The 22,961-nt window shown below is 61.7% G+C and carries 16 protein-coding genes and 1 pseudogene; 11 read left to right on the top strand and 6 right to left on the bottom strand.

From position 1 onward, the window contains the following. Positions 1-132: 132 nt before the first annotated feature. From AC1RMD_RS25630 to AC1RMD_RS25600, 7 genes are all read left to right on the top strand, one after another. Positions 133-1,596: a FecR family protein gene (locus tag AC1RMD_RS25630; protein ID WP_492930705.1), complete on the top strand. Its 1,464-nt coding sequence runs from the start codon at positions 133-135 to the stop codon at positions 1,594-1,596. Between the two features lie 485 nt (positions 1,597-2,081). Then, positions 2,082-6,317, top strand: coding sequence for a beta strand repeat-containing protein (locus tag AC1RMD_RS25625; RefSeq protein WP_492930703.1), 4,236 nt, complete (start codon positions 2,082-2,084; stop codon positions 6,315-6,317). Positions 6,318-6,479: 162 nt separating this feature from the next. Beyond that, a complete protein-coding gene (locus AC1RMD_RS25620; protein ID WP_492930701.1) occupies positions 6,480-8,015 on the top strand; it encodes a class I SAM-dependent methyltransferase in 1,536 nt (511 codons plus the stop codon). 248 nt (positions 8,016-8,263) lie between these two features. Beyond that, positions 8,264-10,135, top strand: a complete 1,872-nt coding sequence (locus tag AC1RMD_RS25615) for a type I secretion system permease/ATPase (protein WP_492930699.1) — start codon at positions 8,264-8,266, stop codon at positions 10,133-10,135. Positions 10,136-10,137: 2 nt separating this feature from the next. Continuing rightward, positions 10,138-11,502, top strand: a complete 1,365-nt coding sequence (locus AC1RMD_RS25610) for an HlyD family type I secretion periplasmic adaptor subunit (RefSeq protein WP_492930697.1) — start codon at positions 10,138-10,140, stop codon at positions 11,500-11,502. 5 nt (positions 11,503-11,507) lie between these two features. Continuing rightward, the gene (locus tag AC1RMD_RS25605) at positions 11,508-12,842 is read left to right on the top strand and encodes a TolC family outer membrane protein (RefSeq protein WP_492930695.1); all 1,335 of its coding nucleotides are present in this window, start codon (positions 11,508-11,510) and stop codon (positions 12,840-12,842) included. Positions 12,843-12,873: 31 nt separating this feature from the next. Beyond that, on the top strand, positions 12,874-13,077 hold the full coding sequence (locus AC1RMD_RS25600; RefSeq protein ID WP_492930693.1) for a DUF6447 family protein: 204 nt from the start codon (positions 12,874-12,876) through the stop codon (positions 13,075-13,077). Between the two features lie 13 nt (positions 13,078-13,090). Here AC1RMD_RS25600 and AC1RMD_RS25595 read toward each other — a convergent pair whose 3' ends face one another. The 3 genes from AC1RMD_RS25595 to AC1RMD_RS25585 all read right to left on the bottom strand — a co-directional run bounded on the left by AC1RMD_RS25595 (position 13,091) and on the right by AC1RMD_RS25585 (position 17,187). After that, complete coding sequence (locus AC1RMD_RS25595; RefSeq protein ID WP_492930691.1) at positions 13,091-15,016, bottom strand: O-linked N-acetylglucosamine transferase family protein; 1,926 nt, start codon at positions 15,014-15,016, stop codon at positions 13,091-13,093. 130 nt (positions 15,017-15,146) lie between these two features. Then, positions 15,147-16,160, bottom strand: coding sequence for an acyltransferase family protein (locus AC1RMD_RS25590; RefSeq protein ID WP_492930689.1), 1,014 nt, complete (start codon positions 16,158-16,160; stop codon positions 15,147-15,149). A gap of 118 nt (positions 16,161-16,278) precedes the next feature. Then, complete coding sequence (locus AC1RMD_RS25585; protein ID WP_492930687.1) at positions 16,279-17,187, bottom strand: sulfurtransferase; 909 nt, start codon at positions 17,185-17,187, stop codon at positions 16,279-16,281. A 199-nt stretch (positions 17,188-17,386) separates the two neighbouring features. Between AC1RMD_RS25585 and AC1RMD_RS25580 the strand changes: the two genes are divergently transcribed. The 3 genes and pseudogenes from AC1RMD_RS25580 (at position 17,387) to AC1RMD_RS25570 (ending at position 18,430) form a co-directional block, all read left to right on the top strand. Beyond that, positions 17,387-17,794 (top strand): BrnA antitoxin family protein, encoded by a 408-nt coding sequence (locus AC1RMD_RS25580; RefSeq protein ID WP_492930685.1) that lies wholly within the window; start codon positions 17,387-17,389, stop codon positions 17,792-17,794. A gap of 16 nt (positions 17,795-17,810) precedes the next feature. Beyond that, a pseudogene (locus AC1RMD_RS25575) lies at positions 17,811-18,062 on the top strand (colicin D domain-containing protein); the annotation flags it as partial. Next, positions 18,059-18,430: a colicin immunity domain-containing protein gene (locus AC1RMD_RS25570; RefSeq protein WP_492930683.1), complete on the top strand. Its 372-nt coding sequence runs from the start codon at positions 18,059-18,061 to the stop codon at positions 18,428-18,430. The pseudogene AC1RMD_RS25575 and the gene AC1RMD_RS25570, both read left to right, overlap by 4 nt. Positions 18,431-18,527: 97 nt before the next feature. Here the strand turns inward: AC1RMD_RS25570 and AC1RMD_RS25565 are convergent, their stop codons facing one another. Together AC1RMD_RS25565 and AC1RMD_RS25560 are read right to left on the bottom strand one after the other, a co-directional pair. Further along, positions 18,528-18,839, bottom strand: coding sequence for a type II toxin-antitoxin system HicB family antitoxin (locus AC1RMD_RS25565; protein ID WP_492930681.1), 312 nt, complete (start codon positions 18,837-18,839; stop codon positions 18,528-18,530). A gap of 9 nt (positions 18,840-18,848) precedes the next feature. Then, positions 18,849-19,031, bottom strand: a complete 183-nt coding sequence (locus tag AC1RMD_RS25560) for a type II toxin-antitoxin system HicA family toxin (RefSeq protein WP_492930679.1) — start codon at positions 19,029-19,031, stop codon at positions 18,849-18,851. Positions 19,032-19,158: 127 nt separating this feature from the next. On the opposite strand from AC1RMD_RS25560, the gene dnaE reads away from it, so the two are divergent. Further along, the gene (dnaE, locus tag AC1RMD_RS25555) at positions 19,159-22,716 is read left to right on the top strand and encodes a DNA polymerase III subunit alpha (RefSeq protein WP_492930677.1); all 3,558 of its coding nucleotides are present in this window, start codon (positions 19,159-19,161) and stop codon (positions 22,714-22,716) included. Here dnaE and AC1RMD_RS25550 read toward each other — a convergent pair whose 3' ends face one another. After that, positions 22,717-22,950 carry a DUF6139 family protein gene (locus AC1RMD_RS25550; RefSeq protein WP_492930675.1) on the bottom strand — a complete coding sequence of 78 codons (234 nt, stop codon included), beginning with the start codon at positions 22,948-22,950 and terminating at the stop codon, positions 22,717-22,719. Positions 22,951-22,961 lie beyond the last annotated feature (11 nt).

Raw genomic sequence — 22,961 nt, 5'->3', positions numbered from 1 at the left:
TGGTGCGGCCGGCCCGGCCTTTTGCTACAAAGTGTAAGTAGAGGGGCGGGGAAACTTGAATTGCGTAAAATGTGATAGCTGTCACGGAAAACTATCCTGAGGGCAGGATAATGACCGAAAAAGGGGAATACCATGTTGCGTCAACTACTGATTATGGCCGCCATCGCGCTGGCCGCGCCGATCGCCCAAGCGGCCGAGGCCGGCACCATCATCTTCGTCGCCGGCGACGTCCGGGTGGGCGACCACGCGGCCGTGCTCAACGGGCCGGTCGGAGAGGGCGAGCTGCTCAGTACCGGCAAGGACGGCTCCCTCTATATTAAGACGATCGACAACGGCCTGTTCATCCTGCGTCCGGCCACCAGGGCGCGCATCGCCGCCTACCATGTGGACCGCGCCAACCCGGCCAACACCCGCATCAAGCTTGAATTGCTCAGCGGCGTGGCGCGCAGCCAGTCCGGCGAGGCCGTCAAGGCGGCGCGCCAGAACTTCCGCTTCAACACGCCGGTGGCCGCGATCGGCGTGCGCGGCACCGATTTCACCGTGTTTACCGACCAGGACACCTCGCGCGTGGCCGTCATCTCGGGCGGCATCACGATCAGCGGCTTCACCGGCGCCTGCCGCCCGGACGGCATCGGCCCCTGCGAAGGCAGCGGCAGCCGCGAGCTGTCGGCCACCCAGCGCGGCCAATTGCTGCAAGTTCACCGCGGCCAGGTCGCACCGCAACTGTTGCAGGACGCCACGCTGGCGCCCGACATGAGCGCGCCGCCCCGTCCGGAAGAGCCGGCCGGCAAGCCGGGCGGTGGCGGCGTGGCCGCCATGCCGGGGCTGGAGGCGCAAAAAACTATTGCGTTACAGCAATTGTCGCAAAATGCAACGGGCGGCAAAAACCCGCCGGACGCCAATGGCATCGTCACCGTGCCGCCGGTCTCCGAGGTGAGTCCGCCGGTGACGCCGGACCTGCCGGTCACGCCGACGCCGCCGGTGGTGGTGACGCCGCCCGTGGTGACGCCGCCGGTGGTGGTGACGCCGCCGGTGGTGGTGCCGCCGGTGGTGGTGCTTCCCGAGCGCCAGATCGTCTGGGGCCGCTGGCAGCCGGTGCTGGACCTGCCGGTCAAGGTGGACTTTGTGACTGAGCTGAACAAGGGTACCGAACTGGTCGCCACGAATGACGATTTCGCGCTGATGCGTACCCAGGGCAAGGCTTACCTGATCCCCGAGCGTGGCTCGGTAGGCTTCGAATTGGCACAGAGCGAAGCATATATACACAGCGACAACCCGGCGATCCCGGTGGTGGCGGCGAAAGTTGAAAACGGGGTGTTGAAGTTTAATTTTGATAACCGGACCTTTGCCACCAATTTTGATCTTGTCAACAAAACCGAGCGGGTGGCCTTGCAATCCAAGGGCGCCGTCGCCAGCGATGGTCGCTTCTCGGGCGAGAGTCGTTTCAGCGCGCCGACCAATATGGCGCTCAGTGGCGTGCTCAGTTCGGAAAACGGGGGCAGCGCGGCCTATTTGTTCGATGCCCGCCTCAGCGGCAACCGTGCGGTCTACGGCACCACCCTGTGGCGCCAGCAGGCGGTGCTGACCAAGCCGTAAGGCCGCCCGGCGCTAGCCAGGCCAGACAGCCCGCGATCCGGCGCCGAGCCGGATCGCGGGCTGTTTTGTATTGATGATGCATTTCTGCAACAATTTCACTGCTATTCGCGCCGCGATTTTTTATTGGTTTGAATAACTGGTGCGCTTTCCTTGATTGGAATGCGGTTGATTTGGCCCTCTCGACAAGCTTGCATATTTAAACCGTCTCCCAGGTCAAATAACCGCCTGCCCCCTATGCCGGACAGCGCCAGAGTGGACTGTTCGACATGTCTTGCTTTAGCCGCGATCTTCTCTGATAATGATCCGCCGTATTAATGTTGGTGAATAAACTATCAAGATTCAGAGGATATTGTTCAATTTTGTGACCCGCGTCACATCAAGCGGTCAATACCTTCTGACATTATTCGGTACGTTAGGTTGCAGTAGCGAATTTCCGCGAGCTGCAAAATTTAACTTCAATCAAAATTTTCCATTAGGAGCACTACATGGCTACTCATTCTCTCGATCTGCAAAAGCTGTACGTCGCGTACTTCAACCGTCCTGCAGATCCAGGTGGCCTGGCTTTCTACGAAGCCACTCTGACCGCCGGCACCGCTACCCTGGCCAGTATTGCTGCTGACTTCGGTAAGTCGGCCGAGTACAAAGCCGCATACGCCGGCTTGAACAGCCTGCAGATCATCGACAAGATCTACCTGAACCTGTTCGGCCGTCACGCCGACAACGGCGGCGCGCTGCTGTACTCCGGTCAGCTGGACAGCGGCGTCTACACCCTGGCTCAGATCGTTACCACGATCGCCAACGGCGCCATGGCTACAGGCAACCCAGACGGCATCGCTTACGCAAGCAAAGCCGCTGCAGCCGTTGCTTTCACCGACAAACTGGTCGCTACCCCAGGCGGCGTTGTTGCTTACTCCAACCAAGCAGCTGCCGACGTTGGTAAAGCCTTCATCACCGGCGTCACCGACGCTGCATCGCTGGCCGCCGCTATCGCGCCAACCGCGCTGGCCGCCACCGTCACCAACGTTCAGACCGCTAACAACCCTAACCTGGCTGCTTCGGTTGTTGCCCAGACCGCGTCCGACGCTGCTGCTACTGTCGCTGCGACCAAAGTTGGCGCCGCTGTTGCCGCTTCGACCGCTGTTACCGATTCGATCAAAGCTGCTGCCGATGCACACACCAAAGAAGCGCTGACCGACGCAACCGCTCTGACCGCTACCGCTACCGACGCAGCTACTGCTTCGGCTACCGCTGCTACCGCCAAGACCGACGCTGCCGCTGCCGTGGTTACCGCTCAAGCTGCCGTTGACGCTGCTGCCGCCGCTGGCGACGCTGCTGCCTACGTTGCTGCTCAAGCACAACTGAACCTGGCTAACGCAACCCTGACCTTCGCTACCACCGCTGCAACCAAAGCCGCTGCAACCGCTGCAACCGCTGACGCCGCTGCTAAAGCTGCTGTCGCCGACGACGCTGCCGCTGTTACCGCTGACGCTGCTGTTGGCACCGCAACCACCACGGCTGCCGCTGCTGCAACCGAAGCTACCGCTGCTGCCGCTGACGCAACCGCCAAGGCTGCTGCTTTCGCCGCTGCCGCTGCCAAGACCACCGACACCGCAACCGATGACGCAGCTGCTACCACCGCTGTGAACTCGGCTAAAACCGTGACTGCTGCTGCCGCCGACGCTGCTGGTACCGTTGTTGTACAACAAAGCTCGGCTTCGTACGCAACCGCTGCTGCAACCGCTACGACCGACGCTACTGCCGCTGCCACCGCACACGGCACCACCATCGCAGCGATCGCCGCTGTGAACTCGATCGCTACCGCCGCTACCGCTGTCAGCGCCGCTGCTGCCGAACTGGTCGCCGCCAACACCGCTAAGGCTTCGGCTGATGCAGCCCTGGTCGTTGCCACCAACTACAGCAACGCCGCCAAAGCAACCATCACCACCGCTGACGACGCTGCTGCTGCAACCGCACTGGCCGCCGCTACCACCGCTGCCACCACCGCTGCTGCCGCTGTTGTCTCCGCCAACGCTGACGTTGCCACCGCAGCTCCGCTGGGCGCGCTCTACGTTGCCAAGACCTTCACCCTGAGCACCGGCGTGGATCTGGGCGCGAACTTCGTCGGCGGCGCTGGCGAAGACACCTTCAACGCCATTGCTACCAAGACCTTCAATGCACTGGACTCGCTCGATGGCGCCGCCGGTACCGACACCCTGATCGTTGCTGACAACGCTGCCGCAATCGATACCACCGGTGTTACCGTGAAGAACATCGAAATCGCCCAACTGTCGTCGTCGTCGACCGTAGTCGCGAACACCACCGGCTGGACCGGCCTGACCTCGCTGACCACCACCGGCTCCGGCACCATGACCGTGACCGCTGCTGCCACCACCGACGTCACCGTTTCCAACAACGCGCTGGCTGCTGCTGTCATCACCGTCAACGGCGGCAAGTCGGCTACCGTCTCGGCTGTGGGCTCGACCACCGGCACCATCGCCGTCGGCGGCACCACCGCTGTTGCCGGCGCTGTAATCGTCAGCAACACCACCACTGGCGACAACATCGCCGCCGGCAACATCACCGTTACCGGTGGTACCACGGTCAGCATCAGCCAGGCGCACTCCAATGCTGTCAACACCACTGACACCAACGGTACCGTGATCGTCAACGGCAATGCATCGACCACCGGCGTGACCGTCAGCAATGCTGCCGCAGCCACCGCTTCGGCAACCGTTGCTGGCGTAACCGCCAACACGGTAACCATCAACGATGTGAACACGGGCCACGCCACCAAGGCCGGCACCATCACTTCGGCGACCATCAGCAACTACACCACCGTTGCGATCAACGATAACGCGCTGACCACCCTGAGCCTGACCGGCGGCAGCGGCAACGTCATCATCGACAACAGCGGCCTGACCACCGCCACCAACAAGACCCTGGGCCTGACCGTCAACGGACTGACCGGCGGCACCCTGGACGATGCTGACATCTACACCACCCTGAACGTGACCACCACCGGCGCCAATTCGACGCTGGCCAACATCACCGAAGGCGGCGTGACCGCGATGACCGTTGCTGGTTCGAAAGTTCTGACCCTGACCAGCACCGCTGGCCTGAGCGCCCTGGCAACCGTAACGGTTTCCGGTGCAGCCGGCTTGACCGCTGACCTGTCCGCTGCGACCGTAACCGCCGTGAACACCAGCGCTACGACCGGTACCACGACCGTGACGATTGACGGCTCCAAGGCAACCTTCACCGGCGGCGCCGGTGTTGACGTCGTCACCACCAGCGCAGCCATCGTTGGCAAGGCTATCGACCTGGGCGCCGGCGACGACACCCTGGTGCTGGGCCTGGGCACGCTGCCTACCGCCACCGTCAAAGGCGGCGCTGGCACCGACGTCCTGTCGATGATCGCAGGTGAAGCGGTCACCGCCTCCGGTTCGGCAGCTTTCGCAGGCCAGGTAACCGGCTTCGAATCGCTGACCCTGACCGGCGCCACCGGTGCACAAGCTGTTGACGTCGCTGCTCTGGGTTCGTACACCAAAGTAAGCTCGTCGGCTAGCGCTGGCACCCTGACGCTGAACAACCTGGCATCGAACGGCACCCTGACCATCACCGGCGACACCGCTGGTACCGGCTATGTTGTTAATGTCACCAACGCAGCGGCTGGCCTGAGCGACGTGCTGAATCTGTCGCTGAGCAAAGCTGGCCTGCTGGCAGCTGGTTCGGTTACCGCCGCTAACGTTGAAACCGTGAACATCACCACGGCCGACACGCAAACGACCCCAACCAACCCACTGGACACGCTGACCCTGGTGTCGACCGCTGCAACCACGGTAAAAATCAGCGGCAACGCTGGTCTGAACCTGACCGACACCGCCACCACCCTGACCTCGGTTGACGCCAGCGGCATCACCGCAGGTAGCTTCACCTTCACCTCCGGCGCCCTGGCTGCTGCCGCGGCGATCAAAGGTTCGGCTGCCGGCACCAACACGGTTGACTTCTCGCTGGCAACCGGCGGTGTGGTTACCTACACCGGCGGCACCGGCAACGATGCGATCACCGCGTCGAACGGCAAAGCCAACGTCATCACCCTGGGCAACGGCACCAACTCGGTTACCGGCACCACCGGCAACCAGACCATCACCGGCGGCACGGGTGCTGATACGGTTACGCTGACCACCGGCAACAACGTTGTCAACCTGGGCAACGGCGCCAACGCCTTCACCGCGACCACGGGTAACAACACCTACGTCGGCGGCACGGGCGTGGACACCATCTCGGTAGGCGCAGGCGTCAACACCATCACCACCGGCACCGGTGCTGACATTGTGACCCTGACCACGGCTGGCGCCAACGTCAACACCTTCTCGACCATCACCGATGCGCACGCTGGCATGCAAATCGCGTTCACCAATCTGGGTACCGAGACCTTCGTTTCGGCCAAGATCTCGACGCTGGATGCTAGCACCGCTGTGTTCCAGGATTACGCCAACGCTGTTGTTGCTGGCGCATCCCAGGCTGACCACACGATGAACGGCGCGTTCGGCTGGTTCCAGTTCGGTGGCAACACCTACCTGGTGGAAGTCAAGCACGACACCACCGCTGGTGTTGCTCAGACCTTCGCCAACAACGTTGACCAGATCGTCAAGCTGACCGGCCTGATCGACCTGAGCACCGCCACCGGCGGCACCACCAACATCCTGACCCTGGTGTAATCACCTTGGAACGGCTCACCTCCGCGCATTTCGGCGGGGTGAGGCTGGTGTGACCTAAAACCCCGCAGCCGTCAGGTTGCGGGGTTTTTTTTGATACGTATACTTTCGACGGCACTAATCGCGATGCGCGCCGTGGCGGCATCGCATGAAGAGGAGGGTTTAATGGATTGGACAGCGGGATATGCATCGGATGTGGAATATATCGCCGGTTACTACCGGGAACAGAGTCCGCAGTGGCTCAATATGGTTTGTGTGCTCAATGGGCTGGAGCCGGTCGCGCTTGATGCCGGGTTCAGCTATTTTGAACTGGGATTCGGACGCGGCCTGACGGCCAATGTGCTGGCCGCCGCCTATCCCCAGGGGCAGTTTTATGCAACGGACTTCAATCCAGCCCACGTCGCCGGCGCGCGCGCCCTGGCCGCCGACGGCGGGCTCGACAATCTAACGCTGCTCGAGAGCAGTTTCGCCGAACTGGCGCAGGGTGCGGTCGAGTTGCCGCAGTTCGACTTCATCACCCTGCACGGCATCTACACCTGGGTCACTGCGGAGAACCAGCAGCATATTGTCGACTTCATCGCGCGCCACCTGAAGCCGGGCGGTTTGGTGTATCTGAGTTATAACGCCATGCCGGGCTGGACTGCGGCCTTGCCGATACAGCGCCTGCTGGTCGAGTATGGCGACGCCTTCCCGCAGCGCAGCGACGTGCAGATAGGTGGCGCTGCGGATTTCGTGCAGAAATTGGCCGCCGCCGGCGCGACGTATTTCCACGCGCATCCATCCAATCAAGTACGACTCAACGGCTTGAACACCGGCAATCGCCAGTACCTGGTGCACGAGTATATGCACAAGCATTGGCAACCGCTCTACCATGCGGATGTTGCGCGCGCGCTGCGCGCGGCAAAAATGGACTATGCCGGCTCCGCGGAGTTTTCCTGCGCTTATACACAATTGTTCATGAATCCGGAAAGGCAGGCGTTGCTTGAACAAATGCCGGATCCGGCCATGCGCGAGACGCTTAAGGACTATTTCCTCAACACCGGATTCCGCAAGGACGTGTTCGTGCGCGGGGCGCGCAGTATGTCGGCGGCGCGGCGCAAGGCCTGGCTGGCCCAGACCAGCGTGATGCTGATGGTGGCGCGCGACAAGGCAAACTTCAAGATGCGCCTGACGGTCGGCGAAGTCAACGGCGCGCCCGAGGTGTATGGCGCCATCTGCGACGCCTTGGCCGAACGCCCTCACACCATGGGCGAGTTGGCCGGGTTGCCGCAGCTGCAGGGGCGTACGTTCGAAGACGTGGTGCAGACGGCGGTGTTGTTGGCCACATCCGGGCAGGCGTCGTTGTTCCGTGGTGCCAGCGTCGCCCCCGCGCCGGCGCTGCGCCTGAATCGGGCGATCGCCGCCCATGTCGAGCACGGCGACGATTACAGCACCATGTGTTCCCCGGTGCTTGGTGACGGCTTGCCGGTGCCGTACGTCGAGCGCCTGGTGTTCGGCCTGCTTGCGCAGTGCGTTGCGGAGCCCGACATCGACGCGCTGGCCGGCGAGGCTTGGCGTGCCATGTTGCGGCAGTCGCGGCGGATGGTGAAGGAGGGGGTTGCGCTCGAAACCGACGAGCAGAACTTGCAGGAATTGCGTCTGGCGATCGAGCGCATCGTTCGTGATAAACTGCCACGTTGGCGCAGCTTGGGAATGATCTAGGCTCCCCGAGGGGCAAGGAAGGTGGCGCCTTCCTTGCTTTTATGGTTTTTTATTCAACTTCTCCGTGCATTTCTCTAAAAAAATGTGACCTGCGTCACAAATTCCCCCGTATTTCAGCGATAATGTCTCGTCTTTAAATAATTGTGCTGCGGCCATACGCTGCACACATGGCCGCATGGGCGACATTTTTTCACCGTCAATCGCGTCTTTCCCTGCGTTATATCGCCGTTGCTAGTCAGCTAGAACCTATGAAACCACTATTGAATCCAAAAAACGAAATTGAGCAGATCTTGCTCAGTTTTAAGAGCACCTTTTACACCGTGGGCGTTTTCAGCGCGATCACCAATTTGTTGATGCTGGCGCCGTCGCTGTACATGCTGCAGGTGTACGATCGCGTGCTGCAAAGCCGCAACGAGATCACCTTGCTGATGCTGACCTTGATGATGCTGGGTGCCTACGTACTGCTGGGCGCGCTGGAATTGATACGCAGTTTTGTGCTGGTGCGGGTGGGGGCGCAGTTCGACATGAAACTCAACCGCCGCGTCTACACCGCCGCCTTCGAGCAGAATCTGAAGCAGGCGGGCGGCAATGCCGGCCAGGCGCTGCAGGACCTGACCTCGCTGCGTCAATTCTTGACCGGCAATGCCTTGTTTGCATTCTTTGACGCGCCGTGGTTTCCGATTTACCTGCTGGTCATCTTCCTGTTCGAGCCGATGCTGGGCTTGTTCGCGCTGGGCGGAACGAGCCTGCTGGTCATCCTGGCCGTCATCAATGAACGCGTGACGAAAAAGCCGATGGCCGAAGCCAACGGCATGTCGATCGCGGCCAGCGCGCTGGCCACCAACAATCTGCGCAATGCCGAAGTGATTGAATCGATGGGCATGCTGCCCAACCTGATGGGCCGATGGTTCAAGCTGCACGGCCGATTCCTGCACCTGCAGGCGGAAGCGAGCGAAAAGGCTGGCGTGGTGGGCGCCCTCACCAAGTTTGTGCAGGTCTCTTTGCAGTCGCTGGTGCTGGGCTTTGGCGCGCTGTTGGTTCTGGATGGCAAAATCACTTCCGGCATGATGATTGCCGCCTCGATTCTGCTGGGCCGCGCGCTGGCGCCGGTGCAGCAAGTGATCGGCGTGTGGAAATCCTTCAGCAGCACGCGCAGCGCCTACGAACGCTTGCAGGCCCTGTTGGAAAAAAATCCGCCGCGTGGCTCCGGCATGCCGCTGCCCAAGCCTTCGGGCCACCTGGCAGTCGAGAACGTGATTGCCTCGCCGCCAGGCGTGAAGGCTGCGCTGCTGAAGAATGTCAACTTCGCCATCATGCCTGGCGACGTGCTGGGCGTGATAGGCCCCAGTGGTTCGGGCAAGTCGACCCTGGCGCGTTTGCTGGTCGGCGTGTGGCCGGCCGCCGGTGGCAAGGTGCGCCTGGATGGCGCCGATATCTATAGCTGGAACAAGGCTGAGCTGGGACCGAGCATTGGCTACCTGCCGCAGGACATCGAACTGTTCGGCGGCACGATCGTCGACAACATCGCCCGTTTCGGCGAAGTCGATGCGGAAAAAGTGGTGCTGGCCGCCAAGCGCGCAGGCGTGCATGACATGATTTTGCATCTGCCCGACGGGTACGACACGATGCTCGGCGACGGCGGCGCCGGTTTGTCCGGCGGCCAGCGCCAGCGCCTCGGCCTGGCGCGCGCAATGTACGGCGACCCGTCGCTGATCGTGCTCGATGAGCCCAATTCCAACCTGGATGACGTGGGTGAGCAGGCGCTGGTGCGCGCGGTCGCCGAGCTGCGCCAACAAGGCAAGACCATCGTCCTGATTACCCACCGCACCAGTGCGATTGGCGTGACCAACAAGCTGCTGTTGCTGCGCGATGGCATGGTTGAAATGTTCGGGCCGACCGACCAGGTGCTGACTGCGCTGCAGCAGCAAAATCAAAAGAACGCGCTGGCCCAGCAGCAAGCCCAACAGGCCCAACAGGCCCAGCAGCAGGCCCAACAGGCACAGCAGCAGGCGCAGCAGGCCCAGCAGCAGGCCCAGCAGACGCAGCAACAAGCCCAGCAGCAAGAACAGCAGCAGACGCAATTGGCTGCCCAAGCGGCAGGCAATGCCACCACGGAGTAAGCATGAATATGAAACTGATAGATACCAAGGCATTGGCTAGCGATGTCATTTCCCATGATGTCACGCCGCTGACGGTAAATACCGACGCCAGCGGTTACAGCCGGCTGGGCTGGATCATCGTCCTGGTCGGGGTGCTCGGCATGTTGGTCTGGGCATGCTTCGCGCCGCTGGACAAGGGCGTGCCCTTGTCCGGCACGGTGACCAACGAGGGCAACCGCAAGGCGGTCCAGTATCAGATCGGCGGCACCGTCGACGAGATCCTGGTCAAGGAAGGCGATCTTGTCAAAAAAGGCCAGTTGCTGGTCCGGATGAACAATGTCCAAGTGGTGGCGCAAGCGGACATCAGCAGGACCCAGCTGATCGCCAACCTGGCAGCCGAAGCGCGCCTGCTTGCCGAGCGCGATGGCAAGAGCAGCCTGACCTTCCCCGTGCAGTTGGAGAACAGCAAGACCGATCCGCGCGTGATCGAAAATATCGCGCTGCAGACTCAGTTGATGAGTTCACGGCAGTCCGCGCTCCATAGCGAGCTGGCGGCAGTGGCAGAAAGTATCGGTGGCCTGAAGTCGCAGTTGGCCGGGGTTCAGTCTTCGCGCGAGAGCAAGATGGCTCAGGCCCGCATCGTCAAGGAGCAGTTCGATAACCTGAAAGACCTGGAGCGCGAAGGCTATGTCGCGCGCAGCAAGGTGCTTGACTATGAGCGTACTTATGTCCAGCTCAACGGCTCCATCGCCGAGGATTTGGGCACCATCGGCCATATCCAGCGCCAGATGTCCGAGCTGAGCCTGAAAGTGGCCCAGCGCAATCAGGAGTATCAACGCGATGTGCGCATCCAGTTGGCCGACGTTCAAAAGGAAGTGCTGGCGCTGAGCAGCCGCCAGGTTGCGGAAAACTATTCGGTCAACAATGCCGAGGTACGCTCACCGGTGGACGGCGTGGTGATCGGTCTGGCCGTGTTCACGCGGGGCGCCGTGGTGCAGCCCGGCTTCCGGATGATGGACATCGTGCCGATGGAAGACACCCTGATCGTCGAGGGCCGATTGGCCGTCAATCTGGTCGACAAGGTGCACACCGGCCTGCCGGTCGAACTGATGTTCTCCGCGTTTAACAGCAACACCACTCCGCACGTGCCCGGGGTGGTGACCAAAGTGTCGGCGGACCGCTTGACCGACGAACACAATGGCTCGCCGTATTACAGCGTCCAGGCGCGTGTGACGCCCGAGGGCATGAAGATGATGCAACACAATAAACTGGAAGTGCGGGCCGGCATGCCGGTGGAGCTGTTCGTCAAGACCGGCGAGCGCACCATGATGAGCTACCTGCTGAAACCGGTTGTCGACCGCGCCAAGACCTCGATGACGGAGGAATGATGACGATGCGTACAAGAGCTCCAAAACCGGCGGCGCTGCTGGCGGCGCTGCTGGGCGCCGGCGCCATGCTGCACGCCACCAGCGCCGCCGCCCTGGGTCTGATGGAAGCCTATAACGCGGCCTTGAAAAACGATACGGTCTTCCGCGCGGCCTATTATGCCAACGAAGGCGGCAAGGAAAGCAAGGCGCTGGGTTTGTCGGGCTTGCTGCCGAATATTTCGGCCAGTGTCTCCGGCAGCAAGAATCGTACCGATATCACGCAAAACGATAGGACGATCAATCCGGTTTACTACAGCCGCTCCGCCACCATCCAGGTGCGCCAGCCGTTGTTCAGTCTGGATGCGCTGGCGCGCTACAAGGAAGGTCTGCTGCAGACCGATTACAGCGGCGCTGTCTACTTGAGCGAGCAGCAGCAAGTGGTGCTGCGCGTGGTCGGCGCCTATATCGAGGCGCTGTTCAAGGAGGATCAGCTGGCGCTGGCGCGGATCGAACGCGATACCTATGTCGAACGGATGAAGGTCAACGACCTGATGTTCGCCAAGGGCGAAGGCACGCGCACCGATATGCTGGAAACCCGCGCCCGCCTCGACGTCGCCGAGGCGGCCCTGCTGGAGGCCCAGGATAATCTGGCCGCCACCCGCACCAGCCTGGCCGCGATCATCGGCGGAGATGTCGGCGAGCTGGAAAAGCTCGCGCCCGACTTCCGCGGCAGCCCGGACGACACGCTCAGTTTTGACGCCTGGAAGCGGGTGGCGCTGGAGCGCAATCCTGAACTGAAAGCCAAGCAGCTTGCCGTCGACATCAACCAGCAGGAAATCAACAAGGCGCGCGCAGGGCATACACCGCGGCTCGATTTGGTGGGTACCTATGGCAAAAGCACTTCGGACTCGACCAGCACCATCAACCAGGACACCACCTCGCGCAGCATCGGTTTCCAACTGACCATACCGCTGTATTCGGGCGGCGCGGTCAATGCGACCACCCGGCAGGCCGTGGCCGGACGCGAAAAAGCCAAGGCCGACCTGCAAACAGAAACGGACAAGGCGCTACTGGAGTTGCGCAAGGATTACGATTCCGTGGTCAGCAGCGTCGCGCGCATCGCCGCTCTGATGAAGGCGGCCGATTCGGGACGCTTGCTGGTCAAGGCGACCGAGCAAAGCATCAAGGGTGGCGTGCGCATCAATCTGGATTTGCTGGACGCGCAGCGGCAACTGAGCGCCACCGAGCGCGACCTGGCCCAGGCCCGCTACACCTATGTGCTGTCGCAGCTGAAACTGCGCGCGGCGGCCGGTACGCTGTCGGCCGACGACGTGCGCGCGATGGCCGTGTATTTCCGTTGAGCGGAGTGCGTACAGGATGACAGGGAATGCGATGGAACCGGAACTCGAAGTAACCGTCAACGGCACCAGCTACCGCGTGGCCGATTTGAACGACGAAGCGCGCAGCCAGGTAGGCAATCTGCAGTTTGTCGAAGGGGAGATCGCCCGCTTGAATGCCAAGCTGGCGGTCTATCTGACGGCCAAGATGGCCTATGAGAACGCGTTGCGCGAAGCATTGCCGCGTTCGCTGCAGTGACTGCCCGAGGGGATCAGCCGAGGCTGGCCAGCGAGGCCTTCAACGCCTGGCCATAGGCGACCCGCGCCGTCTGCATGATGGCCAGGTCGCGCTGCAGTTCGGCGATGCGCTGCTCGGTCGCCTGGTACATTTGCAGCTGCGCCTTGGATTCCGCAGACAGCGCGCTTAACAGGTATTGCTTGCCATCCATGTTGATGGTTTGTTGATCGTTCATTGAACTGCTTTCCTTTCTGTGGGGGGAGCGGTCGGCCAGCGCAGGGTGGCCGGCCAGGTTTTTCATGGCATTGTTGAATCCTGCGGAAAATTGCCCGATGTCGGCGTAGGCCGACTGTGCCAGGCGCTGGCGCAAGGTGGCGCGCAACAGGGCGCGGCGCTCCCAGTCAGCCGCCAGCGCCACCGCCTTCTCGATGTATTGTTCCGTTGTGCGCGCGCGCAGGTCGTCGAGGCCGACCGCATGCAGGTGGCTGGCGCCGACCCGCAATTGCACCGCGTCGCCTTCCAGCGTCACCGCCGGCACGCCCATGTGCAGCGCTTCCAGCATGCCGATGCCGCCGGTCTTCGGGTAGCTGTCGAGCAGTACGTCGATCCTGTCGTAGGCTTTCATGTGCTCGCGCTGCGGGGATTTCTCGCACCAGAATTCGATGCGTTCGCGTCCGACGCCATGGCGGCCGAAGGCGTCCAGGATATTGCTTTGCAGCGCAGCGCTGGCATATTCCGGGCGCAGGAACGCCAGATGCGCATCCTTGCTGCCATGAAGAATGGCGGCCCACATCGCCATTGTTCCAGGCGTGTACTTGCCTGGATCGACACCCACGCCAAAGGTCGGATACTGGTTTTGCTGCGAGGGCAGGGTGCTCGCCAAAGGAAAATCCGGCATGGCGCCAAAGCAGGCAAATGCCCCGGGTAGGGCCAGGGTCGCATTCAGGCAACCGACACCATCAGCGGCCAGCACCTCGTCAACAATCATGTAGTCCAGCGCCGGCAGGCCGCAGGTGTTCGGTTGCCCGGTCCACGACAGTTGAAGCGGCGCCACGCGCCAGGCCATGGCTCCCAGCCGCGTTGAGGGCGCCTGCAGTCCGTTAAGATCAATCAGGATGTCGCAGCTCAATTGGGCCAGCTTGTCGGCTACGCTGCGGTTGTTGCCACGTGCAATGACGATCACCTGCTCGAACAGACCGGTAAACGAGTCGTCGGTGGCTACGCCTGCACCGTTCTCGATGAAGGCAAGGCATACTTCGAACAGACTGCGGTCAAGGCGCTCGACGATGGGCTTCAGCAGCCGCTGCGCTTCCGCGATATTCGACAGCACGTAGAAGCCGATGCGCAGGCGGCCATCGCGATTGCGCTGGCGTTCGGCAATTTGGCGGGTCGCGTCGGACAAGGGATGGGCCTGGGCCTCTTGCATCATGTGCGCGCCCCACTTGATTTGCAGCGCGAGGAATCTTGCCAGGCTGTCGGCGGAGCATACCCGGCTACGCACGCTCAGGCTGGCGATATAGCCCGGCAGCTGCTCAGCCGGTACCTGCGCCAGCGTGGCGAAGACGTCACCCAGGCGGTCGAACCGCGCAAAATCGGCCTGCCTGACGGTGGCCTGGCAGTAGGCGCCAAGCAGCTCCAGCGGAACCGGGCGCTCGCCGATTTGCACGGCCACGCGATACGCCTGACCGAAGTCCCCCAGATTGTCATAGATGCCCAGCAGCAGATATAACGGACGCACGTCGGTCGGCGCCATGGCGGAAGCGGATTGCGCCCAGCGCTCCGCCTCGCCTAAACGTCCCAGATTGTTGAAGACCATCGCCAGCGTTATGCAGGCCTGCAGCGCGTTGGGGCGGTCGGCCCCGGTGGCCAGCGGTTCGAGCACGGGCAGCGCTTCTGCCAGCCGGCCTTCGGAGATCAGTGTCATTGCCCGAGCCAACTGGCCGCGCGCATCGGTTTTCATCATCACGGTGCTGTGAACTTTCATTGCTATCGGCCGGCGCAGCGCGTGGCGCGTGCCGCTATTGTCTACCGCCTTACTTTACCATGCGCCGCCTGGCGATGGGGCGCGCGGCCGCGCCTACCGGCGGCGCTCATGCGGTCTTGGATATCGCCTGGGCCTGCGTCGCGAGCGCCGATTTCTGCTGGCGCATCCGGTGCCGCCAGCGCAGCGCCGGCCGCTCGACCAGCAGGTAGGACAGCAGCGCCAGCAGCATGGACGCCGCCAGCAACAAGGGCACGTTGGTCTGTTCGATAGCCTGGCCGGTGGCCTTCTGGATCACCCAGATCAGCAGGAAGTGGTTCAGGAACACGCCATAGCTCAGGTTGCCCAGGAACTCGTCGAGGCGCGAGAATGCGCGGCTGCGGATCGCCATCACGACCGGTATGCCGATCAGCAGTCCGGCCAGCACTTCCTTATTGAAATTCAATCCGTACAGGCGCGGGCTGAAGAACAGGCCCGCGTACAGCAGCGCCAGCACGGCGTAGACGGCGCCGCGGTAGCGCCGCGCGCCGGCCGTGTCGCGATTGAGCGAGGCCCCGAACAGGAACATGAACAGCGTGCCCGGCAGCAGGCGATAGCCGAAATGGTCGGAGTTGATCAGGCCGGAATACGCGCAGCAATACACCAGCAGCGAGGCGGCCGACAGCAGGTAGACGCCGCGCCGCGGCCACTGGATCAGGATCCACGGGATCGCCAGGTAGAACGTCAGCTCCAGTCCGAGCGACCAGGTTTGCGGCAGCACCAGCGCGCCGTCGGCCCAGTACATATAAAAGCCTTGCGGCAGGATCAGGAAGTTGAGCAGCCATTTGACGCCGTTGAGCTGGCTCAGGAAGGACGGCGACTCCAGATGCAGGAAGTGGATGCACAGCGCGGCCAGCAGCATATAGAACAGGAACTGCGGGAACAGCCTGGCGGCGCGGTCCAGGTAGAAGGCGGGCACGGCGCCCGGGCGGTCGTAGTATTTGCCGATCAACATGGTCATCACGTAGCCGCTCAGCAGGAAGAACGAGACCACCGCCACCACGCCCGGGTTGTAGCCCCAGAACGTGACGCCCACGTGCGAAATGGCGACCAGCATCGCCAGGATCAACCGATAGATACCCATATTGCCTCGATGTGAAAACAGACCTGCGCGGTCTGTTTTTTTTGGTTGCCGCGTTTGGGCGGCGATGGCGGATTATGCGGATTTATTATCGCCCAGGCAATGGGCATCCGGCGAAATGTCAGTTCGCTTGCGCGGCCTTGTCCTTGCCGTAGCAGTGCGGGCACGACACCTCGTACACGTATTCCGGCGCCAGTTGCTGGCGCGGCGTGACCACGGCGCGGCAGACGAAGCATTGCACGGTTTCGGTCGGCTCCAGTTTCGGATTGAGCGCGGTACGGTAGTCGAACACGAAGCAGTCGCCGGTGTAGTGGGCGCCGCCGACTTCCTCGAAGTACTTGAGGATGCCGCCTTCGAGCTGGTAGACGTTGTCGTAGCCGATGTTCTGCATGTGGATCGCCGCTTTTTCGCAGCGGATGCCGCCGGTGCAGAAGGTGACCACGGTCTTGCCGGCGAAGTCGTCCTTGTGGGCGGCGATCACTTCCGGGAACTCGGTGAATTTCTTGATGCGGTAGTCGACCGTGTGGTCGAAGGTGCCGACGTCGACTTCGAAATCGTTGCGGGTGTCGACCATGACCACCGGACGGCCGTGGTCGTCGACGCCGCTGTCGAGCCAGCGCTTGAGCGTGTGCGCCTCGACGAAGGGCGCGCGGCCTTCTTCCGGCTTGATCAGCGGCATGCGCATGGTGATGATTTCTTTTTTGATCTTGACCAGCATGCGCTTGTGCGACTGCTCGACCGAATAGCTTTCCTTCACTTCCAGGTCGGCGAAGCGGGCGTCGCTGCGGACCCAGGCCAGGAACTCGTCGATGTGCGAACGCGGACCGGACAGGAACATATTGATGCCTTCCGGCGTCAGCAGGATGGTGCCTTTCAGCGCCAACCGCTGGCAGATGTCCTGGTACAGCGGGCGCATCGTTTCGGTGTCGTCGAAGGTGACGAACTTGTAGGCGGCGATGTTGACGTGAGCGGCAGCGGCAGCGATGGCGGCGGCATGCGCTTCAGCTTGTAAAGCAGTATTAGCGTGCATGGTGGACATGATCAAAAATTGTGAAGAGCCGACATTATACGCGGGTTGCATAGGATTTCATCCAGAATGCCACAAAAATAGGCACCATTGGGCGCCTGATGCCAAGCCGGGAATTGGCCGCGCCAATTCTGCGGATATCTAATGGGGCTAGAATAAGTACGTGGCGATGCGCGGCGCATCATTTCGATGAGGTACGCAAATGAGAAAGAAACAAGATTTTTCAAAAGCCAATCTGGTCGACAAGGATGATGCGCCGGAATTGACGGAGGCGTGGTTTGCGGCAGCGAATATGTATCGTAAAGGGGCGTTGGTGAGGCATGGACGTCTTTTGCAAGCCACGACCAAAGTCGCGGTCAAACTGCGGCTGGATCGCGATGTCGTTGCCGCATTCAAGGTGGATGGCCCTGGTTGGCAGACGCGTATCAACCGAGCTTTGCGGGAATGGCTGGTATCGCATCCTGGTGAGCAAGGGGATGCAACTAACAGCTCGCGGCAGGCGAGGGACTATGAGCAGCTTTTGGATCGTATTGAAGACCTGGAAGATGAGCTGCGGGTGAAAGAGCGCGGAAACGGCCCGTTCATCGAGGTCAGCCCAGACGACCTCTAAGCTAAGTAGTTTTGGCGTTGTTGGAAACGCAAATCTCAAGAGGCTCTTCGCATTTCAGCGGGCGTTGAGGAGGCACGTTGAATCGCCTGGTACGCTGTTGCGAAAAGGGTATTATCGGAACCGTCCGGTTACGCATTTTGTTGACATCGATTCCGGGCTGAATGTGATCCGGTCGCTCAGCGGAGACTATCTTTCCGCTTGGAGATTAAGTTCACTGCAACTAGAGTATGTCATTAGAACTGGCAGGTTGGGAGGAGGGACATCGTGAATAATGCATTTGAAATGTATTGCGAGTTGCTGGAGCGCTTTCTGGCTCATAAGCTTTCCATCCAGGAGTTCAGTGTCGCTTTCATGGAACGCTTCCAGGCTGAGACAGAACAACTGGATGAGCCGCTTTTTTTGCTGCTTGACGAACTCTTTGGCGATGTCGATTCCACCACGGATGATCCGGAACTATTGGCCAAAAATCCGGATTTCTACTTGGACAAAGAGGGACTGGAGACCAAAGCGGGAGATATCCTGCGCCGGATGCAGGCCTGGCGCGCAGCGTCTGTCGAGGAAATGAGGCAGTTTAAGAAAATCCAGGGCGTCAGTATTGATGAAATAGAGGGCTGGATTGCTGAAGGCCGAAAATGAAGCTCGTACTTGATGCGTCGATGACGCTGGCGTGGGTCTTCGAGCGGACCAATGTCGATCAGGTTGATTGCGCCAATCGGGCGTCGCCAAGGTGCCTCTAAGATGTGCCAGATCTGCGAGCAGTTTGGGCGGCGTTCCTGATTTTTAGTGTTGTTAGGTCGATCATAATTATCGCCCAAACCCACCCGGAAAATTCAGGGTTCGCATGGTGTTCTGCGAAAGAACGTGGCGGCGGAACATCGCCTCCTTCCGCAATCACAGTTTCCAGCCAGAGTTCTGCAGCTTCGCCAGCATTGTCGATCGCCTCATCCAGCGTGTCGCCCGCAGAGAAACAACCGGGAAGATCAGGTATGACAACGCCAAAAGCATGGGTTGCGTCACCGAGTTCAATTGCAATCGGATATCTCATGATGATGTCCTATTTCAGTCCTGCCTGCTTGAATAGCTTTTGAACTAGCCCTTTCCCAAGATCCTTTTTAGGATGGGGCACGCTTATATGGCCGCCCCGGATCGGATGCGAGTAGATGTGGTGGGATCCCCTCACATGGCGGAGTATCCAGCCAGCTCGTTCAAGTTGCTTGATCAGGTCTGCGCTATTCATTCACCTATCGTACGTACAGCGTAACACTGCATGCCGAACTGGCGCAAACGGGGCTGTAAATCAGATTCATCGAACCCGGCCGCCGCACGGTAAAATAGCTGGTTATTGAACCAGCATTGAGCGGCATATGAACATGGTAGCAAACGAACAAGAAGTGGCGGCAACCCAGGCGATGGTCCCCACCGTCGCCAAGGCGGGACCGGACTTCGTCCATCTGCGGGTGCACTCGGAGTACTCCATCGTCGACGGCCTGGTGCGCATCGACGACCTGGTCGCCACCGCCGCCAAGGACAAGCAGGCCGCGCTGGCCGTCACCGACCTGTCCAATATGTTCGGCATGGTCAAGTTCTACAAGGCCGCGCGCGGCAAGGGCATCAAGCCGGTGGTCGGCGTCGACGTCTGGATCACCAACGACGACAACCGCGACAAGCCGCATCGCCTGATGTTGTTCGCCAAAAACCACATGGGCTACCTGCAGCTGTGCGAGCTGCTGTCGCAAGCCTGGCTGACCAACCAGTACAAGGGCCGCGCCGAGATCCGCACCGAGTGGCTGGTCGAACGCACCGCCAAGACCTATGCGCTGCTGCCCGACGTCAATCCGGCCGACGCCCTGATCGCGCTGTCCGGCGCGCACTTCGGCGACGTCGGCACGGCGATTGAAAACGGCAACCCGGCGCTGGCCGAGAAAAACGCCGAGAAGTGGGCGCAGATCTTCCCCGGCCACTTCTACATCGAGATCCAGCGCGCCGGCCAGGCCAACCAGGAAGCCCAGGTGCGCCACGCGGTGGCGCTGGCCGCCAAGCTGGGCCTGCCCGTGGTGGCGACCCATCCGATGCAGTTCATCCGCCAGGACGAGTTCATCGCGCACGAGGCGCGCACCTGTATCGCCGAAGGCGAAATGCTGGCCAATAACAAGCGGGTGCGCCGCTTCAACGAGCAGATGCGTTTCATGTCGCAGGCCGAGATGCGCGAGCTGTTCCACGACCTGCCGGCCGCGCTGCAAAACTCGGTGGAGATCGCCAAGCGCTGCAACCTGACGCTGACCCTGGGCAAGCCGCAACTGCCGAACTTCCCGACCCCGGGCATGACCATCGACGAGTTCCTGCGCGCGGAAACCAAGAAGGGCCTGGAGGAACGGCTGGAGCAGCTGTATCCGGATCCGGTCAAGCGCGAGGCGCAACGGGAGCGCTACGAGGCGCGGCTGGAGTTCGAGAACAACACCATCATCAACATGAAGTTCCCCGGCTACTTCCTGATCGTGGCCGAGTTCATCCAGTGGGGCAAGAACAACGACGTGCCGATCGGCCCGGGCCGGGGTTCGGGCGCGGGCTCGCTGGTGGCGTACGCGCTGAAGATCACCGACCTCGATCCGCTGAAGTACAACCTGCTGTTCGAACGTTTCCTCAATCCCGAACGCGTTTCGATGCCCGACTTCGACATCGACTTCTGCCAGGAAAAGCGCGACCTCGTGATCCAGCACGTCAAGGACCTGTACGGCCGCGACGCGGTGTCGCAGATCGCCACCTTCGGTACCATGGCGGCCAAGGGCGCGATCCGCGACGTCGGCCGCGTGATGGACTTCGGCTACAACTTCTGCGACGGCGTCTCCAAGCTGATTCCGTTCAAGCCGGGCAAGCCGGTGTCGATCGCCGAGGCGATCGAGGAGGAGCCGATGCTCAAGGAGCGCCAGCAGAACGAGGAAGAAGTGGCGCAGCTGCTGGACCTGGCGCAACAGGTCGAAGGCATCACCCGCAACATCGGCATGCACGCCGGTGGCGTGCTGATCGCGCCGGGCAAGCTGACCGACTTCTGCCCGCTGTACACCCAGGGCGGCGACGGCGGCGTGGTGTCGCAGTACGACAAGGACGACGTCGAAGCCGTCGGCCTGGTCAAGTTCGACTTCTTGGGCCTGACCACCTTGACCATCCTGGACCGCGCGGTCCGCTACATCAAGATGCTCGATCCGAAGGAGGCCGAGTTCGACCTGGCGCGCCTGCCGCTGAACGACCGTCCTTCGTACGAGCTGCTGACCAAGGCGAAAACCGTCGCCGTGTTCCAGCTGGAGTCGCGCGGCATGCAGGGCATGTTGAAAGACGCCCGTCCCGACCGCTTCGAGGACATTATCGCGCTGGTGGCGCTGTACCGTCCGGGCCCGATGGACCTGATTCCGGACTTCTGCAAGCGCAAGCACGGCGAAAAATTCGACTATCCCGATCCGCGCACCGAGTCGATTCTGTCCGAAACCTACGGCATCATGGTGTACCAGGAGCAGGTGATGCAGATGGCGCAGATCGTCGGCGGCTACTCGCTGGGCGGCGCCGACATGTTGCGCCGCGCGATGGGCAAGAAGAAGGCCGAGGAGATGGCGGAGCACCGCGAGATCTTCCGCGCCGGCGCCGCCAAGGACGGCCTGTCCGCGCAGAAGGCCGACGAGATTTTCGACTTGATGGAAAAGTTCGCGGGCTACGGCTTCAACAAGTCGCACGCCGCCGCCTACGCGCTGCTGTCCTACCACACGGCCTACCTGAAGGCCCACCATCCGGCCGCGTTCATGGCGGCCAATATGTCGCTGGCGATGGAGGACACCGAGAAGGTCAAGATCCTGGTCGAGGATTCGATCGACATCTGCGGCCTGACCATCCTGCCGCCGGACATCAACAAGTCCGACTTCCGCTTCATGCCGGACGGTCCGCCGCCTTCGGTGACCGGCAAGAAGGTCACGCAGATCCGCTACGGCCTGGGCGCCTGCAAGGGCGCCGGCCAGAATGCGATCGAGGCCATCATCGCCGCCCGCACCGCCGGCGGTCCGTTCACCAGCCTGTTCGATTTCTGCAAGCGGGTCGACAAGAAGCAGATCAACCGCCGCACCATCGAATCGCTGATACGCGCGGGCGCCTTCGATTGCCTGGCGATCGACCGCGCCATCCTGCTGGCCACGGTCAGCTTCGCGATGGAATGCGCCGACCAGGAGGCCAAGGCGGCCAACCAGGTCAGCCTGTTCGGCGGCGACGATTCCGACCTGGTGGCGCCGCCCGAATACGTGAAGGCGGCGCCGTTCACCGACCGCCAGAAGCTGGCCGAGGAAAAGATCGCGCTGGGCTTCTACCTGTCGGGCCACATGTTCGATTCGTTCGCGCCGGAAGCGCGCCGCTTCGCCCGCACCAAGCTGGCCGAGCTGGAGCCGTCACGCGAGCCGCGCATGCTGTGCGGCGTGATCACCGGCATCCGCCCGCAGATGACGCAGCGCGGCAAGATCCTGATCGTCACGCTGGACGACAAGACGGCGGTGGTCGAGGTCACCGTGTATGCGGAAGTGTTCGAAGAGAACAAGCGCATGTTCAAGGACGACGAGTTCCTGGCCGTGGTCGGCAAGGTGTCGGAAGACCGCTTCTCCGGCGGCCTGCGGATCTCGGCCGAGAAGGTGTTCGACATCGTGACGGCGCGCATCAACTACGGCAAGCAGCTGGGCATGGCGCTGCCGACCTCGGTGGACGTGCGCAAGATGGCCGAGGTGCTGGCGCCGCACCGCCACGCGGACGGCTTGCCGGTGTCGGCGCGCGTCACGCCGCAGGGCGTGGGTTGCGTGGTGCAACTGGGCGAGGCGTGGCGCGTGGCGCCGTCGGACGAGCTGCAACTGGCGCTCCAGCAGGTGCTGGGCGCCAAGGATGTCGCGATCGAGTACTAGTTACATCTGTTCGCTGATGCTGGTAATGGCATACCCCTTGGCGCCTATCTGCTCCAGGGGGTGAACGATGTGGTAGCGGGACAGATCGTCGAGGCCGTCGTCGACTTCGACCTGGCTGGCCTCGGGATGCCAGTCGGTGTTGGTGGCTTCCTCGGGGATGGGTTTGCCCTCCGGCACAGCCAGATAGCTGTGTTTGCCTTTTGCTTCATCTCGGTAATAAATATCCACACGCATGGTATTTCTCC

The organism is Duganella sp. GW822-FHT06D06 (assembly GCF_058799615.1).
This window is presented reverse-complemented; position numbering and strand designations above follow the sequence as displayed.

What these genes read in the sequence shown, in the direction of transcription:
- AC1RMD_RS25595 (WP_492930691.1), bottom strand. Translation starts at nt 15,016, where the DNA reads ATGAAAACCGATGCGCGCGGCCAGTTGGCTCGGGCAATGACACTGATC.
- AC1RMD_RS25550 (WP_492930675.1), bottom strand. Translation starts at nt 22,950, where the DNA reads ATGCGTGTGGATATTTATTACCGAGATGAAGCAAAAGGCAAACACAGC.
- AC1RMD_RS25620 (WP_492930701.1), top strand. Translation starts at nt 6,480, where the DNA reads ATGGATTGGACAGCGGGATATGCATCGGATGTGGAATATATCGCCGGT.
- AC1RMD_RS25610 (WP_492930697.1), top strand. Translation starts at nt 10,138, where the DNA reads ATGAATATGAAACTGATAGATACCAAGGCATTGGCTAGCGATGTCATT.
- AC1RMD_RS25560 (WP_492930679.1), bottom strand. Translation starts at nt 19,031, where the DNA reads ATGAATAGCGCAGACCTGATCAAGCAACTTGAACGAGCTGGCTGGATA.
- AC1RMD_RS25585 (WP_492930687.1), bottom strand. Translation starts at nt 17,187, where the DNA reads ATGCACGCTAATACTGCTTTACAAGCTGAAGCGCATGCCGCCGCCATC.
- AC1RMD_RS25590 (WP_492930689.1), bottom strand. Translation starts at nt 16,160, where the DNA reads ATGGGTATCTATCGGTTGATCCTGGCGATGCTGGTCGCCATTTCGCAC.
- AC1RMD_RS25565 (WP_492930681.1), bottom strand. Translation starts at nt 18,839, where the DNA reads ATGAGATATCCGATTGCAATTGAACTCGGTGACGCAACCCATGCTTTT.
- AC1RMD_RS25600 (WP_492930693.1), top strand. Translation starts at nt 12,874, where the DNA reads ATGGAACCGGAACTCGAAGTAACCGTCAACGGCACCAGCTACCGCGTG.
- AC1RMD_RS25615 (WP_492930699.1), top strand. Translation starts at nt 8,264, where the DNA reads ATGAAACCACTATTGAATCCAAAAAACGAAATTGAGCAGATCTTGCTC.
- AC1RMD_RS25580 (WP_492930685.1), top strand. Translation starts at nt 17,387, where the DNA reads ATGAGAAAGAAACAAGATTTTTCAAAAGCCAATCTGGTCGACAAGGAT.
- AC1RMD_RS25605 (WP_492930695.1), top strand. Translation starts at nt 11,508, where the DNA reads ATGCGTACAAGAGCTCCAAAACCGGCGGCGCTGCTGGCGGCGCTGCTG.
- AC1RMD_RS25625 (WP_492930703.1), top strand. Translation starts at nt 2,082, where the DNA reads ATGGCTACTCATTCTCTCGATCTGCAAAAGCTGTACGTCGCGTACTTC.
- AC1RMD_RS25630 (WP_492930705.1), top strand. Translation starts at nt 133, where the DNA reads ATGTTGCGTCAACTACTGATTATGGCCGCCATCGCGCTGGCCGCGCCG.
- dnaE (WP_492930677.1), top strand. Translation starts at nt 19,159, where the DNA reads ATGAACATGGTAGCAAACGAACAAGAAGTGGCGGCAACCCAGGCGATG.